Source organism: Formosa sp. F44, assembly GCF_056238645.1.
Map to the genome: position 1 here is coordinate 171,353 of NZ_JBWDLJ010000002.1, position 18,336 is coordinate 189,688.

13 protein-coding genes are annotated in these 18,336 nt (G+C 32.0%); 9 read left to right on the top strand and 4 right to left on the bottom strand.

Annotated features, from left to right (window positions below; all coding sequences use genetic code 11):
• The first annotated feature begins 82 nt into the window (after nucleotides 1–82).
• Entirely contained in the window at nucleotides 83–391 is a 309-nt protein-coding gene (locus AC0UBM_RS05695) for a hypothetical protein (RefSeq protein ID WP_414035884.1), read from the top strand.
• Between the two features lie 227 nt (nucleotides 392–618).
• Here AC0UBM_RS05695 and AC0UBM_RS05700 read toward each other — a convergent pair whose 3' ends face one another.
• Nucleotides 619–1,629, bottom strand: coding sequence for an acyltransferase family protein (locus AC0UBM_RS05700; protein WP_475688000.1), 1,011 nt, complete (start codon nucleotides 1,627–1,629; stop codon nucleotides 619–621).
• 289 nt (nucleotides 1,630–1,918) lie between these two features.
• Nucleotides 1,919–2,848 carry an SPFH domain-containing protein gene (locus AC0UBM_RS05705; RefSeq protein ID WP_414035882.1) on the bottom strand — a complete coding sequence of 310 codons (930 nt, stop codon included), beginning with the start codon at nucleotides 2,846–2,848 and terminating at the stop codon, nucleotides 1,919–1,921.
• Nucleotides 2,849–3,130: 282 nt separating this feature from the next.
• On the opposite strand from AC0UBM_RS05705, the gene AC0UBM_RS05710 reads away from it, so the two are divergent.
• Nucleotides 3,131–4,978, top strand: a complete 1,848-nt coding sequence (locus AC0UBM_RS05710; protein WP_475688001.1) for a T9SS type A sorting domain-containing protein — start codon at nucleotides 3,131–3,133, stop codon at nucleotides 4,976–4,978.
• A 103-nt stretch (nucleotides 4,979–5,081) separates the two neighbouring features.
• Here the strand turns inward: AC0UBM_RS05710 and gltX are convergent, their stop codons facing one another.
• Nucleotides 5,082–6,593: a glutamate--tRNA ligase gene (gltX, locus tag AC0UBM_RS05715; RefSeq protein WP_475688002.1), complete on the bottom strand. Its 1,512-nt coding sequence runs from the start codon at nucleotides 6,591–6,593 to the stop codon at nucleotides 5,082–5,084.
• A gap of 164 nt (nucleotides 6,594–6,757) precedes the next feature.
• On the opposite strand from gltX, the gene AC0UBM_RS05720 reads away from it, so the two are divergent.
• From AC0UBM_RS05720 to AC0UBM_RS05750, 7 genes are all read left to right on the top strand, one after another.
• Nucleotides 6,758–10,156 (top strand): hypothetical protein, encoded by a 3,399-nt coding sequence (locus AC0UBM_RS05720; RefSeq protein ID WP_475688003.1) that lies wholly within the window; start codon nucleotides 6,758–6,760, stop codon nucleotides 10,154–10,156.
• Between the two features lie 3 nt (nucleotides 10,157–10,159).
• Entirely contained in the window at nucleotides 10,160–10,573 is a 414-nt protein-coding gene (gene ybeY, locus AC0UBM_RS05725; protein WP_475688004.1) for an rRNA maturation RNase YbeY, read from the top strand.
• Between the two features lie 63 nt (nucleotides 10,574–10,636).
• Nucleotides 10,637–12,508, top strand: coding sequence for a tRNA uridine-5-carboxymethylaminomethyl(34) synthesis enzyme MnmG (gene mnmG, locus AC0UBM_RS05730; RefSeq protein ID WP_475688005.1), 1,872 nt, complete (start codon nucleotides 10,637–10,639; stop codon nucleotides 12,506–12,508).
• Nucleotides 12,509–12,626: 118 nt separating this feature from the next.
• Entirely contained in the window at nucleotides 12,627–13,475 is an 849-nt protein-coding gene (locus tag AC0UBM_RS05735) for a class I SAM-dependent methyltransferase (protein WP_475688006.1), read from the top strand.
• 232 nt (nucleotides 13,476–13,707) lie between these two features.
• Complete coding sequence (locus tag AC0UBM_RS05740; RefSeq protein WP_475688007.1) at nucleotides 13,708–14,220, top strand: OmpH/Skp family outer membrane protein; 513 nt, start codon at nucleotides 13,708–13,710, stop codon at nucleotides 14,218–14,220.
• 215 nt (nucleotides 14,221–14,435) lie between these two features.
• Nucleotides 14,436–16,805: a TonB-dependent receptor gene (locus AC0UBM_RS05745; protein ID WP_475688008.1), complete on the top strand. Its 2,370-nt coding sequence runs from the start codon at nucleotides 14,436–14,438 to the stop codon at nucleotides 16,803–16,805.
• 6 nt (nucleotides 16,806–16,811) lie between these two features.
• Entirely contained in the window at nucleotides 16,812–17,657 is an 846-nt protein-coding gene (locus AC0UBM_RS05750; RefSeq protein ID WP_414035874.1) for a DUF4249 domain-containing protein, read from the top strand.
• 276 nt (nucleotides 17,658–17,933) lie between these two features.
• On the opposite strand, the gene AC0UBM_RS05755 is transcribed toward AC0UBM_RS05750, so the two are convergent.
• Nucleotides 17,934–18,332 (bottom strand): DoxX family protein, encoded by a 399-nt coding sequence (locus AC0UBM_RS05755; RefSeq protein WP_475688009.1) that lies wholly within the window; start codon nucleotides 18,330–18,332, stop codon nucleotides 17,934–17,936.
• Nucleotides 18,333–18,336: the final 4 nt, after the last annotated feature.

Consider the following 18,336-nt stretch of genomic DNA (forward strand, 5'->3'; position numbering starts at 1 on the left):
ATACCGATTACGTGGTTTTTGTGACCTGTAAACACCCTATGTATGGCTTAATTTTGTACTAAACAAAAAAACATAGCATAGCATGAAAAATATATATTTAGTATTAGGTTTACTTTTAGGGTCTACAAGTATTGCATTTGCACAAGATAGAAATGATTTTACTGGACCAGAATATAAAAATTATAAAATTTGGGAACATGAAACTACCGCTTCCGTGATAGCTGTAGAGACTAATAAGGAACAGGTTACAGGTCCCGAATATAAAAATAAAAAGGCATGGGAGCGTAGTGATTCTGATAAAACGTATGCTGGAATTGTAATTGGTTCTGAGCGTTCAAAATTAAAAGGACCTGCGTATAAAAATTACAAGCCTTGGAGAGACAATAAATAATATAAATTTTCCTCAGAACATTCTTTTAATGTGAATTGGATTTATTAGTTAAACGAAAAGCGCCTTAACAAATTTGTTAAGGCGCTTTTTAATTTTATATCGGTCCTAAAAATAATACCTAAATACGCTATGATTTTTTAGTTATACCTTTAATTATTGAAGCGTTTAGGATGTTGATTTTCGGAGGATTATACGCAGAATATTAAAATTTTAAGGAGGTTTGTTTTTTAGTTTCCAATTAAATATCTACTATTTTTACCAAATATTTTTTTTGTGATTAACGTAGTATATAGAGAGAGCGAAATGACAATAATTGTTCCTAAAATATAAATAAAATAATCATTCCGAAATTCAATATTTAAAGAGTTCATCACTTTTATTATTAATTGAATATAAATACAATGAATAAAAAATATACCAAAACTATTTTCAGCTAATTTATTTAAAATTTTAATTTTTGTATTTTCAAATCTTTCTAAAAAAATAAAGAAAAAGAGTATAAAAAAAACTTTTTGAAGAATCATTAAATCTGCTTTTTTAATATATTCTAAAAAATTATTTGTTGAATTTATAACATATGGTATAACAGTTAAAAAGCCTAAAATTAGAATAAAAAACTCCTTTCCTTTCAGTTTTTTTTGAATACTTTTTTTATTTATAGATACATATATTCCCATCAAATATATGGGAGTGTAATAAATAACATTGTGTAGAAACGCATAAGGGTTAGTAGTAATATTTCCTCTATGAATATAAAGTGAAATGATTAAAGAAATAATGATAAATACTATTTTTTGGTTGTTATCAAGGGTAATAAATTTTATAAAAAGCGGTGATAAAATAAATACAATCATAATAAATGGAATGTACCAATAGGCTGATACAATTCCTCCAGATAAATAAATCATCAAGATACTTGTTTCAAAGATTTGAGATGTATCAAAAAACAAATACAGGCAAAGTATAGTTGTTAAAAATAAATAGGGAACAAGTACATATTTAATTTTTTTTATTATAAATTTTTTAAAATTGAAATTTTGGTAAAAAATATGATAAAATAAATAGCCTGAAATAAAGACAAAAAAAGCAGTTCCTCCTTGAATTGATTTAGTAATTAACTTATAAACTATATTTTTATTATCAAAATTAATTAATTCAAAGCAATGACCGGATACTATTATTATAATGGCAACTGCCCTAAAATAATGTATTGAATTAACAAATTGTTTTTTTTCCATTTGGAACAAATCTATTAATAAATATGAATTGGTAAAGAGAGAAATTATTTATCATTTAATTATTACAATTAGTTCTTGATTTTCAACGTCATGAACAGTATAATAAATTTCTATTATTTTATTATAATAATAATTTTAATTTATCAAAAATAAAGTTCATAGATCACTTCTAAAAGACAATATATTTTAATAAATGTATTTCCTTGCTATATATAACAAAACCCGCTTAAAATTGTTTTAAACGGGTTTTGTGTTTTTTAAAACGAACTCCTATATTTAGAAATTATAATTATTCTAACTTTTTAGGATTTTTTTTACTTTCCTTCATGGCTTCACCAATTTGGTTACTTGCTACAAAACTAGCCACCATATCGTTTAACATGTTGCTTCCTGTTTGTGGAGAATTTGGTAATAAAATTAAATTACTGTTTGTTTCTTCACCTAAAGATTGTAACGTATCATAATGTTGTGTAACTACAATTAGGGCAGAAGCTTCCTGAGAATTTATACCTACGCGATTTAAAACTTCGACAGATTCTTCTAATCCGCGAGCAATTTCACGTCTTTGATCTGCAATACCTTGTCCTTGTAAACGTTTGCTTTCGGCTTCTGCTTTAGCTTTTTCTACAATTAATATACGTTGTGCATCTCCTTCAAACTGAGCAGCAATTTTTTCACGTTCAGATGCGTTAATACGGTTCATGGCTTCTTTAACTTGTGCATCGGGATCGATATCTGTTACTAAAGTCTTAATAATATCGTATCCATAATCCGACATGGCATCGTTCAGTTCTGTTTTAACCGCAATGGCGATATCATCTTTCTTAACAAAAACGTCGTCCAATTTCATTTTAGGAACTTCGGCACGTACCACATCAAAAACATAAGATGTAATCTGGTCGTGCGCATAGTCTAATTTATAGAATGCATCATACACTTTTTCTTGAATCACTTTAAACTGAACCGATATTTTTAAACGTACAAATACATCATCTCTAGTTTTAGTTTCTACAATAACATCTAATTGCTGAATTTTTAAACTCATTCGACCGGCAATACGATCGATAAACGGAATTTTCATTTGTAAACCAGAATGGCGAATACTTTTAAATTTTCCAAAACGCTCTATAATAGCTGCAGATTGTTGCTTCACTGTAAAAAAGGAAAGAAACAATACAAGTAATAAGAGAAATACAATGGGTATAAACAATACGGACATATATATAATTTTATGGGTTAATGAATCTGGTTATAAATTTAGTCTATATAATTTTAATGAGATCATATATCTTCTTTAAGATAGAGATTTATCTGCCTTTTTAGGCCTAATTTTTGTAAAAAGCGAGATCCAATCTGTTCCATTTTATTTTTTTATAAAATTTAAAATGCACATTTCTTAGATGAACTGTAAGGTCATTTTTCGTTTAACTGAAAAAAAATCCAATTCAACGTTTTAATGCACTGTAGCCCTTGGAATAAAGCACTAAGTAATACTTTTATCATGCATTTAACCAAATCTGCTACTATGATTTACAGGATATTATTTCTGTTGAGTATTGTAATTTGTCCTACCCAAATTACTTATTCACAAACCAAAAATGAGGAAGTTGCTTCCACTTGGCTACAAGAGAACTTTAATAATTTAGCTTCTCAAAAATCTTACGAACTTAGAACTGTACACAATCAAGTTGGTGCTTCTGGTGAGACTTTAAGATATAAGCAATATGTTAACGACGTACCTGTTTATAATGCTAGTATGGCTGTTCACGTTTCACAAAATAGTGAAGTAACCTTTCATACAGGTTCTTTTGACAATACAATTTCAAGAATTAATACTGTTCCTACCTTAACATCTGATGATGCTGTAACTGCAGCAGCTAAAGCTTTAGCTATAGAGGGTACAATTACTCAAAAAGATTCTGAACTTTTAGTTTATAATAATGAAGGAACTACACAATTAGTATATCGTGTGACTACGAACTCTAAAACGTTAAACGGATTCTGGGAAACTATTATAGATGCACACTCTGGTGAAGTAATTAGTAAAAATGATATTGCTCACTATCACCATGCTCATGACGACGATCATAAAAATGAGAGTACTTCAAGAGCTTCTATGGTAGAGGTTACAGGAAAAATATTTAATCCAGATCCATTATCTTCTACTAACCAAGTTTATGGTGGAAACTTTGTAGACAACGACGATCAAACTAATGTGTATTTAGATGAAGCGCGTACAGATGTTTCTTTCTTAATTGCAAATAGCGAAAATGGTTTATATACATTAAAAGGAGAGTACTTAGAAATTAAAGAAATACAAAATCCTGCTACTGGATTGTTTCAACAAAAATCACCAGTATTTAGTTTTACAAGAGATGAAGATGGTTTTGAAGCTGTAAACGCTTACTACCATATAGATAAGAACATGAGATATATTAATGAAACCTTAGGGATTGCATTAAAATCTATGTACAACGATGGTGTTATTTTATACGATCCTCACGCTTTTAACGGTTCAGACAATTCATCTTACGGTGGAGGTGTTTTAAAATTTGGTACAGGTGGAGTAGATGATGCAGAAGATGCAGATGTAATTGTACACGAATTAGGTCACGGAATTCACGAATGGTTAATTGGAGGTAGTATTTCTCAAGTAGAAGGTTTAAGTGAAGGTTTTGGTGATTATTGGGCACAATCTTATAGTAGAGGTTTAGAAAGTAATAACAGTTCAAGATCGAATGCATCTTATAACAATTTATTTAAGTGGGATGGACATAACGAATTTTGGGATGGACGTGTTACAGATTACCAAGCTAGTTATCCAGAAGGATTAACTGGACAAATACATAAAGACGGACAAATTTTTTCAAGTACTTTAATGGAAGTTTGGGAATTGCTTGGAAAAGAAACTACAGATAAAATTGTTTTAGAAGGTATAGCAATGACAGGTAGCACAAGCACACAAAAAGAAGCGATGTCTGCAATTCGTCAAGCGGCAATAGATATGAATTTAGGATGTAGTAATATTGAACAAGTTATTGCTATTATTAACAATAGAGGTTACGATGTAGAAGGTTACGTATGTTCTTCTAAAGCATTAGCTGTAGAGGAAAGTGAAGAAATTATAACTAATATCTCTATCTATCCAAACCCTGCTAGCGATGTTATTTCTTTCAAAAATATATCTAGCGAGCACCAAATTAGTGTATATAACATGATGGGGCAAAAAGTATTACATCAGACAATAACACAAACTAATAATTCGGTTAATGTGTCTAACTTAACAAAAGGAATGTATGTAGTATCATTCAAAGGTTTTGCTACTAATTTTAAGTTTATTAAGCAGTAAGCAATACTTAATTATATAGCATAAAAAAGCACGTTTTTAAAACGTGCTTTTTTTATGCCTTTCAAAATAATTATAACCTATTATTTTGAAGTGTATTTATATATTAAATAGCTGTAGCTAAGTTTTCAATACGTGCGATAGATTCTTGTTTTCCAATCATAAACATAATGTCGAAAACATCTGGGCCTTGTAAAGCACCCACTAAAGCTAATCGTAAAGGCATCATAACTTTTCCAAAACCAATCTCTTTAGATGTAATCCATCCTTTTACAGTATTTTGAAGCGTTTCTGTAGAGAAATCCTCTATAGTGTTAATAAGAGTAGCTAATTCACTTAAAAGCGCTCTAGTGTCGTCTTTAATGGCTTTTTTGAATGCTTTTTCGTCGTAAGTTTTTGGTGCTTCGAAGAAGAAACTACTTAAATCCCATAGATCAGAGATAAATGTTGCACGTTCTTTAATTAAATTAACAGCCATCGCGATATAATTCACGTCGATATCTTTTAATTCGTCACGTTGCGCTTTAAATGCTTCAGCAAGTTCATCGTTATTTTGCTCTTGCATGTAATGGTGATTAAACCATTTAATTTTATCCGGATCAAATCGTGCTCCTGATTTGTTTACGCGTTCTATATCGAAAGCTTCAACAAGTTCGTCTAAACTAAATAATTCTTGTTCTGTCCCTGGATTCCATCCTAAAAAGGCTAAGAAATTTATAACACCATCGGCAAAATAACCATCTTCTTTATATCCACGTGAAACATCGTTAGTTTTTGGGTCAATCCATTCTAAAGGAAATACTGGGAATCCTAATTTGTCGCCATCACGTTTGCTTAATTTTCCTTTACCTGTAGGTTTTAAAATTAATGGTAAATGTGCAAATTCTGGAGCATCCCAGCCAAAGGCTTTATAAAGTTGATAATGCAAAGCAAGAGAAGGTAACCATTCTTCACCACGAATAACATGCGAGATTTCCATTAAATGGTCGTCTACAATATTTGCTAAATGGTAAGTTGGCATCCCATCACTTTTAAATAAAACTTTATCATCTAAAATGTTGGTATCTATTTTTATATCGCCACGAACCATATCTTTTAAATGTAAGGTTTCGTCTTGAGGCGATTTAAAACGCACAACGTAATCTTCTCCAGCATCTAATTTTTGTTGTACATCTTCAGCAGAAAGTGATAACGAATTGCTTAATTTTAAACGGTTATGCCAGTTGTAAATAAACGTCTTTCCGTTAGCTTCATGATCTTTTCTATGTGCATCTAAAGATTCAGCAGTATCAAAAGCGTAATATGCGTTTCCAGAAGCTATTAACTCTTCGGCATACGCTTTGTATAAATCTTTACGTTCACTTTGTCTGTAAGGACCAAATTTTTCGTTTTTTCCGGGACCTTCATCAAACGGTATGTTACACCAGTTTAAGGCATCAATAATATAATTTTCGGCACCTTCTACATATCTGTTTTGATCGGTATCTTCAATACGTAAAACAAAAGTTCCGTTATGTTTTTTAGCAAACAAATAGTTGAATAAGGCCGTACGTACACCACCTATATGAAGTGGTCCTGTTGGGCTGGGTGCAAAACGCACACGAACATCTTTAGTCATGTTTTTTTATTTAAGACCGCAAAGATACTCTGATATGTGTAAAGATGAAAGATTTAAACAAATCAATAATTATTTTATAGATTTCAATTTAACAGAATGTTACATTTGCAGACTATTACAGCTAAAATTATTATTGTAGATTAGTGGGTTAAATACACAGTAGATTGGATAATTATAAAATTATAATACAAAAACTTGAAGGCTTTATTAGGCGTTATTATACTAACGAACTTATTAAAGGTGGAATCTTGTTTTTTTCTATCGGACTTTTGTATTTTTTACTCACGCTTTTAGTCGAACATTTTTTATGGTTAAGCCCAACCGCTAGAGCCATTTTATTTTGGATGTTTGTTTTGGTTGAGGTGTTACTCTTTGCAAAATTTATAGTACTTCCGTTAAGTAAATTATTCAAACTTCAAAAAGGGATAGATTACGAAGAAGCTTCTAAATTAATTGGAAATCATTTTCCACAAGTGAATGATAAATTATTGAATGTTTTACAACTTCATAACGATAGCTCGAAATCGGAATTGTTATTGGCGAGTATCAATCAGAAAGCTTCAGAGTTAAGTCCGGTACCTTTTAAATTAGCCGTTAATTTCAATCAGAATTTAAAATATTTAAAATACGCGATTCTCCCGGTTTGTCTTTTGTTAATTTTTCTAGCGCTTGGAAAAATAAATTGGTTTACCGATAGCTATAAACGTGTGGTAGATTATAAAACGGCTTACGAGCCACCAGCACCATTTCAGTTTTTTGTTTTAAATAAAAATTTAAATGGGGTAGAGAACAAAGATTTTAAATTACATATTAATACAGCAGGAAGTGTAATTCCTGAACAAGCTGAAATCATTTTTAATAACGAGACTTACATTTTACAAGATTTAGGTTCTGGAGAATTTGAATATGTTTTTAATAAGCCTAAAACAGATATTATATTTCAGCTTCACGCAAATGGCGTCACATCTAAACCGTATAAATTGGCTATAGTTGAAGTGCCAACATTATTAGGTTTTGATATGGTTTTAGAATATCCTAATTACATTAATAAAAAGGATGAGGTTTTAAAAAGTACAGGAAATGCCATTGTACCAGAAGGTACAAAGGTGACTTGGAAATTAAATACGAAAGCGACTGATCAGGTTCATTTATTCGCTACAGATACTATGGCTTTTTCAAAAGTTGGAAATAATTTTGAAGGCTCAAAACAGGTGTATTCTAATTTTAATTACAGTTTAAGCACTAGTAATAAAAATCTTACAAACTACGAAAGTTTAAATTTTTCTATTGATGTTATCAAAGATCAATTTCCAGAGTTAAAAGTGGAAATGGTTCGCGATACGGTCGATTTAAAAACAATGTATTTTAAAGGTCAGGTGAGTGACGATTACGGTTTGCGTAATTTAAATTTGGTGTATTTTGAAACAGATAACGAATCTGCTAAATCTACCATTCCAATTGCTATTTCTAAATTCAACGTCGATCAATTTGTAACGGCGTTTCCAAATCAATTACAGCTAAAAGAAGGCGTGTCTTATAGTTTATATTTTGAAGTGTTTGATAATGACCAACTACACGGATATAAGCGTAAAAAGAGTGAAGTGTTTAGTTATCGCGAAAAGACTAAAAGTGAAACTAAAAACACCTTATTACAGCAACAACAATCAGGTATACAGGATTTTAATAATTCTTTGGAGAAGTTGGATGAGAATCAGAAAATGCTAGATGATATTTCAAAAACACGTAAGACCAAAAAGACTTTAAATTTTAACGATAGAAAACAGATTAAGGATGTTCTGAAACGTCAAGAGCAACAGGAAAAGATGATGAAAAATTTCAATAAATCTTTTCAAAAAAATCTAGAAGAATTCGATAAGGACAATACAGCAGATCCCTTAAAGGATGAGCTTCAAAAACGTTTAAAGGAAAATGAAGAGCAGTTAAAACAAGATGAACGTTTATTAAAAGAATTGGAAAAGATTCAAGATAAAATAAGTGAAGAAGAACTTTCTGAGAAATTCAAATATTTAAGTAAACAAAATAAGAGACAGAAACGTAGTTTAGAACAGTTGGTGGAGTTAACTAAACGTTTTTATGTGGCTAAGAAAACTGAGAAGTTGCAACAGGATCTAGAAACTCTTGCCGATGAACAGTTAAAGCAAGCGGAGAAGTCGAAGGAAGAGAATACTTCTGAAAAGCAAGACGAATTAAATAAAAAGTTTGATGAGTTCCAAAAGGAATTAGATGCTTTACAAAAGGAAAACAATGCGCTCAAAAAGCCAATGGATATGCCTCGTGATGAAAAGTCTGAATCGGAAGTAGATAAACTTCAAAAAGAGGCACTGCAAGAATTAAAAGATAGTGAGTCTAAAGAAAGTGAGTCTCCTAAAAAGTCCGAAGAGAATGCTAAGAAAAAGCAAAAGCAATCTGGTCAAAAAATGAAGCAAATGAGTTCTGCTATGCAACAATCTATGCAGATGGATGGGGGAGAGCAAATGCAAGAAGATGCTGAAATGCTTCGTCAGATTTTGGATAATTTATTAATTTTTTCGTTCGATGAAGAAGCTCTGATGAATGCTTTTAAGGGCATTGAAATTAATCATAATAACTATGCTCAAAAACTAAGGAAGCAACACGATTTAAGAGAGTATTTTGAGCATGTTGACGATAGTTTGTTTTCATTGTCTTTACGTCAGCCCATGTTGTCGGAGGCTATAAATAATGAAATCGCTGAGATCTATTTTTACCTAGATAAATCGTTAGAAGAATTTTCTGAAAACGAAATTTTTCAAGGGGTATCTTCTCAGCAACATGTGTTTTCTTCGGCCAATGTACTTGCAGATTTATTGAGTAATATTTTAGATAATATGGAAGATCAATTAAATTCATCGTCATCTTCAGGACAAGGTTCCGAAGGTAAAAAATCTGGTGAGAGTGAGGGGCAACTTGAAGATATTATTATGAGTCAGGAGGAGTTGAATAAACAAATGAAACAACATACTAAAGGAGAAGGTAACGAAGAAGGAAAGAAGGGTGAGAAGGAAGGTGAGTCTGGTGAAGGTTCTAAATCTGGTAAATCTGGTTCGGAAGGTCAAAGTTCTGAAGATGGCAAGGAGGGACAAGGTTCAAAATCTGGTCAGGGTAACAAATCCAATGAAGAGATGAGTGGTGAATTGTTTGGGATATATCAACGGCAACAAGAGTTGCGAAATCAGTTGCAGGAACGTCTAGAAAAAGAAGGATTAACACCTGAAGGTTATCGTTTGTTAAAGGACATGGAATCGGTGGAAATGGAATTGTTAAACGATGGATTTACAGAAAAGACCTTAGAGAAAATGCTTAATTTTGAACATCAATTATTAAAGTTGGAAGACGCTACGTTTAAGCAAGATCAGGATGATAAACGGGAATCTAAAAGTAATTCTAGTACGTTTTCTAATACCACTTCAGATAAAATACCACAGGCTAAACAATATTTTAATACTACTGAAATATTAAATAGACAAGTCCTACCTTTGCAGAATACTTTTAAGCAAAAAGTACAACAGTATTTTAAGAATTAACTAATGATATATTTTAATTACGAAACTGATTTTGAAATAGCCGACGAAGAAAAGTTAGCTAATTGGATTATTACGACTATTATAGAGGAAGGTTGTAAAGAAGGGGAGGTTAACTATATTTTTTGTGACGATGAATATCTTCATAAATTAAATGTAGAGTTTCTGGATCATGATACCTTAACCGATGTTATTAGTTTCGATTATTGTATTGGTAAGGAAATTCATGGCGATATATACATATCTGTAGAACGCGTTCGAGATAATGCTTTAGATTTTAAGACAAAGTTCGAAGATGAAATTCACCGCGTTATTATTCATGGTGTATTACACTATTGTGGCTATAAGGATAAGACAGATTCTGATGCCGAAGTAATGAGGAGTAAAGAAGATTATTATTTAGCCAAACTTACTAAATAAGATTTTTTTTATTGATTGTTCCACGTGGAACATTATATAAATTTTAATAATAAATTGATTTAAATGTTTGATAAAGTTTACGATGTAATTGTAGTTGGAGCAGGACATGCAGGTAGCGAAGCTGCCGCATCGGCTGCGAATATGGGGAGTAGTACATTGTTAATTACAATGAATTTACAAAACATTGCACAGATGTCTTGTAACCCTGCAATGGGTGGAATTGCCAAAGGACAAATTGTAAGAGAGATTGATGCTTTAGGTGGTTATAGTGGTATTGTAAGTGATACTTCTGCGATTCAATTTAAGATGCTTAACAAGTCTAAAGGACCTGCGATGTGGAGTCCTAGAGTACAGAGTGACCGTATGCGTTTTGCTGAAGATTGGAGAATGATGTTAGAAGGAACTCCTAATTTAGATTTTTATCAGGACATGGTTTCTGGTTTAATAATAGAAGGCGGAAAGGTTGCTGGAGTAAAAACATCGTTAGGAATTGAGGTGAAAGCCAAGTCTGTTGTGCTTACTAATGGAACGTTTTTAAATGGCTTAATTCATATAGGAGATAAGAATTTTGGTGGGGGAAGAGCAGGTGAAAGAGCGGTTACTGGAATTACAGAACAGTTAGTAGATTTAGGATTTCAATCGGGAAGGATGAAGACAGGAACACCACCTCGTGTAGATGGTCGTTCTTTAGATTATTCTAAAATGTCTGAACAACCTGGAGACGAAGTTCCAGAAAAATTTTCTTACTCTAATATTACTAAACCCTTAACAAAACAACGTTCGTGTTACATGACATATACGAGTACTTTGGTGCATGATTTGTTGCGTGAAGGTTTCGATCGTTCGCCAATGTTTAATGGTCGAATTAAAAGTTTAGGACCTAGATATTGTCCATCTATAGAAGATAAAATTAATCGTTTCGCAGATAAAGATCGTCATCAATTGTTTATCGAGCCAGAAGGTTGGAATACCTGTGAGGTGTATGTAAATGGATTCTCGACATCGCTTCCAGAAGATGTTCAGTTTAAAGCATTACGTTCTGTTGTTGGTTTTGAAAAGGTGAAATTCTTTAGACCAGGTTATGCTATAGAATACGATTATTTTCCTCCAACACAATTAAAACATACCTTAGAAACGAAGTTAGTAGAAGGCTTGTATTTCGCTGGTCAGATTAACGGAACCACAGGTTATGAAGAAGCCGCTTCTCAAGGATTAATGGCTGGAATTAATGCGAGTTTAAAAGTTCAGGAACGCGAAGAATTTGTACTAAAACGTAACGAAGCTTATATTGGAGTTTTAATAGATGATTTAATTACAAAGGGTACGGAAGAGCCTTATAGAATGTTTACCTCACGTGCAGAATATAGAACGTTGCTTAGACAAGATAATGCCGATTTTAGATTAACTCCAAAAGGTTATGAGATTGGTTTGGCTTCTAAAGCGCGTTTAATTCGTATGGAGGATAAGCATTATAAATCGGATAAATTCGTTCAGTTTTTTAAAGATTTAAGTGTTAAAGCAGATGTTATAAATCCAATTTTAGAGAGTAAAGATTCTGCTGTGGTGAATCAGTCTGGTAAACTTTTTAAAGTATTTGCGCGTCCTAATATTGAAATGGACGATGTGCGTAAAATTGAAGAAGTAGAACAATATATTTCTGAAAATGATTTGGATCGAGAGATTATCGAGCAAACAGAAATCCAAGTGAAGTATTCTGGATATATTGAAAAGGAAAAAAATAATGCCGATAAGTTAACACGTTTAGAGGATATAAAAATTCCTGCTAATTACGATTATTCGCAGATTAAATCTATGAGTTTTGAAGCTCGTGAAAAGCTTAGAAAAATTCAGCCAACAAGTATTTCTCAAGCATCAAGAATTAGTGGGGTATCGCCTAACGATATTTCTGTTTTGCTTGTTTATATGGGGAGATAATTTAGATGTTCCACGTGGAACGTTTAAATATTTTGAATAAAAAATGTAATAAATATCAATAGTTAGAAATCTCTACAGGTAAAAGTGTAGAGATTTCTGTTTTAAGTTTACAAATATAATGGCCAACAATGTGTATCTAAAATGTAAAGATTATTCTGTTTCTGGAAAATATTTTGAATTACATCGAGATATTAATCTTGATATCTTAATAACCTCGCCACAACCAAAAGATGATGAACTTGGTCAATATTACAAGAGTGAAGATTATATTTCGCACACCGATTCTAAACGAAATCTGTTCGAAAAAGCCTATCACGTTGTAAAAGGAATTGCTTTAAAACGAAAATTGAATTTAATAAATAGTTTTAATACATCAGATAAAACACTTTTAGATGTTGGTTGTGGTACAGGAGATTTTTTGCAAATAGCAAAAGCAAATGGATGGAATGCTTGTGGCATCGAACCAGATTTAGATGCGCGCCAATTAGCTATTAAAAAAGTAGGGGATACGGTTCACGATCCTTCTAAAATAAATTCTTTAAAAGATCAGAGTTTCGACGTTATTACGCTTTGGCATGTTTTAGAACATTTGCCAAATTTAGATTCGCATATAGAAAATTATAAAAGACTTCTTAAGCCTAACGGTGTTTTGGTAATTGCAGTCCCAAATTATAAAAGTTACGATGCACAGTATTATAAAACGTTTTGGGCCGCTTTTGATGTGCCTAGACATTTATGGCATTTCTCGCAAACTGGGATTTCTAAAATTTTAGGAAAACAAGAGTTTAAAGTTGTAAAAACCCTTCCAATGGTATTCGATGCCTTTTACGTGTGTTTGCTTTCTGAAAAGTACAAATCTGGGAAAATGAATTTTTTTAAGGCATTTCAAATCGGATTACGATCTAATCTAAAGGCGAAACAGTCCGGGGAGTACTCATCATTGATTTACATAGCTAAAAACGAGTAAAAATACGAAATAAAGGGATTTAAGCGCGTTTATAGGTTTCCGACTTAATCTTATATGGTAATTTTTTAATTTCGTCTTATATCGCTTCTATAGGGTTTGTTTTTGATAAGTAAAAATTATTTATATCTTATTCTTAATAAATAATCGTGATAACTATTTAATAGCTTCATATTAATCCAATTATCTGCGTAACTTTTATATTTTTGTTTTCAGAAATAAATTTAAAATAAAAATGAAAAAAATATCTTTATTAGTAATTGTACTAATTACTATGGCTTCTTGTCAGCAAACACAAAAAATAGCATTTGTAGACAATTCTAAATTAATAAACGAATATCAAGAAAAAATTGATGTTGAGGCTAAGTATAAAACAATGATAGAGGCGTCTAATAAAAGGACAGATAGTTTAGCGCAATCTTTTCAAGCAGAATATCAAGAATTTCAAGCGCAAGCAAGTTCTATGGCTCAAAATAAAGCACAAGAGCGTTACCAGCAGTTAGGACAAAAACAACAAATGTTACAACAGCAAATTCAAATGTCAGAACAACAGATCGCCACTGAAAGTCAAAAAGAAATTGATTCTTTAATTTCTAAAGTAAGAACATTCGTAAAAGATTACGGAAAATCTAATGGTTACGATTTTATTTTAGGAAGTAATGATGCTGGAAGTGTTATGTATGGAAAAGAAGGAGATGATTTAACAGAAACACTTGTTAAAGCGTTAAATGACTCTTACAAGAAATAGATTCTAAATAAATTTTAAAATTAAAAGTCAAACATGGTTTTCATGTTTGACTTTTTTTATGTCTAACAATTCTATGTCTTAATTGTGTTTATAGTTAAACATTACTTTTAAGACTATCAATAGCATTAATATTTAAGTGTTTTGAGTTAAATTTAATACTTAAATGCCATATAAATTTACTTGATTTGTAATCAATTATAATATTAAACTAAAATATGAAAACGACACTTAGCGTTTGCTTTTTGCTTCTTAGTGTGCTGATGTATTCTCAAGAAAAATTTTCTGTTAGCGGGACTGTAAAGGATTTTGCAAATGGAGAAACTGTATTTGGGGCTTCAGTGTACTTAGAAGGTACAAGTAATGGAACAGTTACAAATGCTTACGGATTTTACTCGTTATCGGCTCCTAAAGGGAGTTATAAACTGGTTATTTCTTATTTAGGATATACCACAATTACTAAAGTTATTGAGCTCGATAGAAATCAAAATTATTCTTTCGAATTGGAGGAAGATAATATGGCTTTAGACGAAGTTGTAATTACTGCAGAAGAATCTGAAAAGGCTAATATTAGAGATCCGCAAATGAGTGTGTCTGTAATTAAAAGTTCTACCATTAAAGCAATTCCAGCAGTGTTAGGTGAAGTGGACTTAGTGAAGTCTATACAGTTGTTGCCCGGAGTTACTAATAACGGAGAAGGTTCTAACGGGTTTAATGTTAGAGGTGGAGCAACAGATCAGAACTTAGTTCTCTTAGATGAAGCTATTATATTTAACGAATCGCATTTATTTGGGTTCTTTTCGGTGTTTAATGCCGATGTGGTTAAAGATGTAAAGTTGTACAAAGGTAATATTCCATCCAATTACGGTGGTCGCGTCTCGTCTGTGCTCGATATCCGTCAAAAAGAAGGGAATAGTAAAGATTTTAATTTAACGGGTGGAATTGGGCTAATTTCAAGTCGTCTTGCGGCGGAAGGACCTTTGTTTAAAAGTAAAGGGTCGTTTATAGTTGCAGGGCGCTCGTCTTATGCGCATTTATTTTTAAAGGCCGCAGGTCAGGAAAATACCGCTTATTTTTACGATATAAATGCGAAAGGAAACTACGAGATTAATGCCAAAAACAAGTTGTATGTATCAGGGTATTTCGGTCGGGATATTCTTAAATTTTCAGATTCTTTTGAAAATTCATACGGTAATACCTCTTTAAATTTACGATGGAATCATGTTTTTAACGATAAGCTGTTTTCTAACTTATCGTTAATTTATAGTATGTATAATTACAAATTAACTTTAGGTTTTATAGGCTTGGATTGGGATTCTGATATTAAAAATTTTAATGCGAAATACGATTTTAAATACTACCTAGATAATAAAACAACTATCGATTTTGGAGTAAGCGGAATTAATTACAATTTCAATCCGGGTGAGGTAAAACCTACAGATAAAAGCTCTGCGATTAATGAAAATATTTTAGATGAAAAACGTGCGTTCGAAGGCGGTGTATATGTAAATGCCGAACACAAATTTTCTGATCGTTTAAACGTTCAAGCTGGGTTGCGTTTTAGCTTTTTTAACCGTTTAGGCGGACAACCAATGTCGACTTACGAGAATAATCAACCTGTGGTTTACAACGAATCTTTAGGGATTTATCAGGAAGGAATTAAAACAGGAGAAATAGATTATTCTAGAGGGGAATCTATAAAAACATTTTCAAATTTCGAACCGCGTCTAGGTTTAGCGTATGAGTTAAGCGAATCGTCTTCGTTTAAATTAGGATATTCTCGAATCGCCCAATATTTACATTTATTATCTAATACAGCAAATGCAACACCTTTAGATGTTTGGACGCCAAGTGGAGAATTTATAGATCCGCAAATGGCAAATCAATATTCTGCCGGATATTTTAAAGAACTTAAAAACGGATTGTTTTCTATAGAAACAGAAGTGTATTATAAAACTGTAGATAATAGAATCGATTATATAGATGGTTCTAGTTTAATAGCTCAGAACAATATTGAAACTCAAATTTTAACAGGCGAATCTAGAGCTTACGGTTGGGAGTTTTTATTCAGAAAAAATCGGGGCCGTTTTACAGGTTGGTTTGCGTATACACTGTCTAAGTCAGAACAAAATACACCTGGAGGAAATGCTAACGGACCAGGTATTAATGGTGGTGAGTGGTATAGCACCGCATACGATAGAACGCATGATGTATCTGTAACGGGAAGCTATCAACTAACCGATAAATGGAGTTTTAGTAGTAATTTTGTGTTTCAAACAGGGCGTCCTACAACTTATCCTTTAGGTCAGTATGAATACGAAGGATTATCGTCTCCAGTGTACGATAATCGAAACTCAAATCGTTTACCGGCCTATAATCGATTAGATTTAGCAGCGACATTTAAGCCAAATAACAAACCAGACGCGAGATGGAAAGGGGAGTGGGTTTTTAGTATCTATAATGTTTACGATCGTAAAAATGTAGCGTCTATTTCATTCGGTCAAAATTTAGAAACTGGGGTAAACGAAGCTACGCGCACAGCTATTTTCGGAATAGTGCCTTCTGTAACGTATAATTTCAAATTTTAAATCATCATGAAAAATAGCATTTATATTGGTCTATTAGCTTTAACATGTATAATTACATCTTGTACAGATGTTATAGATGTAGAAGTGCCAACGGCCGAACCAAGACTTGTAATTGAGGCGTCCTTAGATTGGGAAAAAGGGACTTCCGGTATGGATCAGACTATTAAATTAAGTACAACAACACCTTATTTTGAAACCGATTTACCAAACGCAGTAACGGGAGCAGAAGTGCGTGTGACAAGAGCTAGCGATAATGCGGTTTATGTCTTTGAAGATCAGCAAAACGGTACTTATACATCTAATGCCTTTGGAGCGATTTTAAACGATGTATACACCTTAAACGTTATCTATGAAGGAGAAACCTTTACGGCTACAGAAACACTGCTTCCTACAACTTCTATTTCTCGAGTAACACAAACTAAGGACGACGGATTTGACCCGGATGCTTTAGAAGTGGTTGTGTATTTTGATGATCCAGCCGACGAAGAGAATTATTATGTTTTAAGATATCAGGAGGTAGGCGATTTTTTTCCGGATTTAGTTACCGTTTCCGATGAGTTTTTAAATGGAAATGAAATTAAATTAATCTATGAAAAACGTGGAGATGATGAAGATGATGAATTTCAGCCTGGTGATGTAGTAGATATTAATATTTACAACGTGACTAAAGAATATTATAATTATATCGGAATTCTTAACAATCAGTCAGGAAGTTCTGGTAATCCGTTTACTCCAGCTCCAGTAGAATTATTAGGTAATTGTATTAACGTTACCAATAAAGAAAACTACCCTTATGGGTATTTTAGAGTCACGCAGACAGATAAACAAAGCTATACTTTTATTGAAGATTAAAATCATATTATTTTCAATATAAATTACAATAAAATAGAGCATTAAAATTTTGAACTTAAGGTTTAAAATTTAATGCTTTTTTTATGCAATGTGTTCAAAATTAACATCAGTTTAATGTGTTGTTATTTAGGTGTGTAGGTTTAGTTTTTAGGTGCTATATTTTATAATTCACATAACTTTTAAAGTTTGCGAAAAATGAAGATTGAACTAGAGTATTTAATGACTTAGAATAGTATAGCGACTACTGATTTTCTAGAAGACAAATAGTAAGTAGATTTAGTTTTGAAACAGAAAAACAGCAAATAAAGCAATAATAAAATATATTGTAATATTCCTTGCGCCGTCGAAGTCTTTGGCAATACGTTGGCCTAATAAAAAGAGTAAAAGAATAACACATGATATTATTGAACCTATAAGCGCAAAATGTGTGTTTTTATCTGTAATGATTTCAAAAACACCTAGGCTACAATATACAGTTGTTAAGGCTTCTAAAACAAGAATAATTAATAAGGTTACTGGAATTAAAGGCGGTACAAAAGTATTAGCAAAATGCGATTTTAAAAAGGCTACATTACCTTTCCAGTCGGTTAACTTATCAATTACACTCATTAAAAAAGTTATGATTAAAAAGATAAGAATAAGTAATTCTGCACTGTGATTTAAAATGATTTTCATAGCG

Coding starts and splice junctions, on each gene's coding strand:
- AC0UBM_RS05745 (WP_475688008.1), top strand. CDS start 14,436: ATGAAAACGACACTTAGCGTTTGCTTTTTGCTTCTTAGTGTGCTGATG.
- gltX (WP_475688002.1), bottom strand. CDS start 6,593: ATGACTAAAGATGTTCGTGTGCGTTTTGCACCCAGCCCAACAGGACCA.
- AC0UBM_RS05740 (WP_475688007.1), top strand. CDS start 13,708: ATGAAAAAAATATCTTTATTAGTAATTGTACTAATTACTATGGCTTCT.
- AC0UBM_RS05710 (WP_475688001.1), top strand. CDS start 3,131: ATGCATTTAACCAAATCTGCTACTATGATTTACAGGATATTATTTCTG.
- AC0UBM_RS05735 (WP_475688006.1), top strand. CDS start 12,627: ATGGCCAACAATGTGTATCTAAAATGTAAAGATTATTCTGTTTCTGGA.
- AC0UBM_RS05750 (WP_414035874.1), top strand. CDS start 16,812: ATGAAAAATAGCATTTATATTGGTCTATTAGCTTTAACATGTATAATT.
- AC0UBM_RS05695 (WP_414035884.1), top strand. CDS start 83: ATGAAAAATATATATTTAGTATTAGGTTTACTTTTAGGGTCTACAAGT.
- ybeY (WP_475688004.1), top strand. CDS start 10,160: ATGATATATTTTAATTACGAAACTGATTTTGAAATAGCCGACGAAGAA.
- AC0UBM_RS05755 (WP_475688009.1), bottom strand. CDS start 18,332: ATGAAAATCATTTTAAATCACAGTGCAGAATTACTTATTCTTATCTTT.
- AC0UBM_RS05705 (WP_414035882.1), bottom strand. CDS start 2,848: ATGTCCGTATTGTTTATACCCATTGTATTTCTCTTATTACTTGTATTG.
- AC0UBM_RS05700 (WP_475688000.1), bottom strand. CDS start 1,629: ATGGAAAAAAAACAATTTGTTAATTCAATACATTATTTTAGGGCAGTT.
- mnmG (WP_475688005.1), top strand. CDS start 10,637: ATGTTTGATAAAGTTTACGATGTAATTGTAGTTGGAGCAGGACATGCA.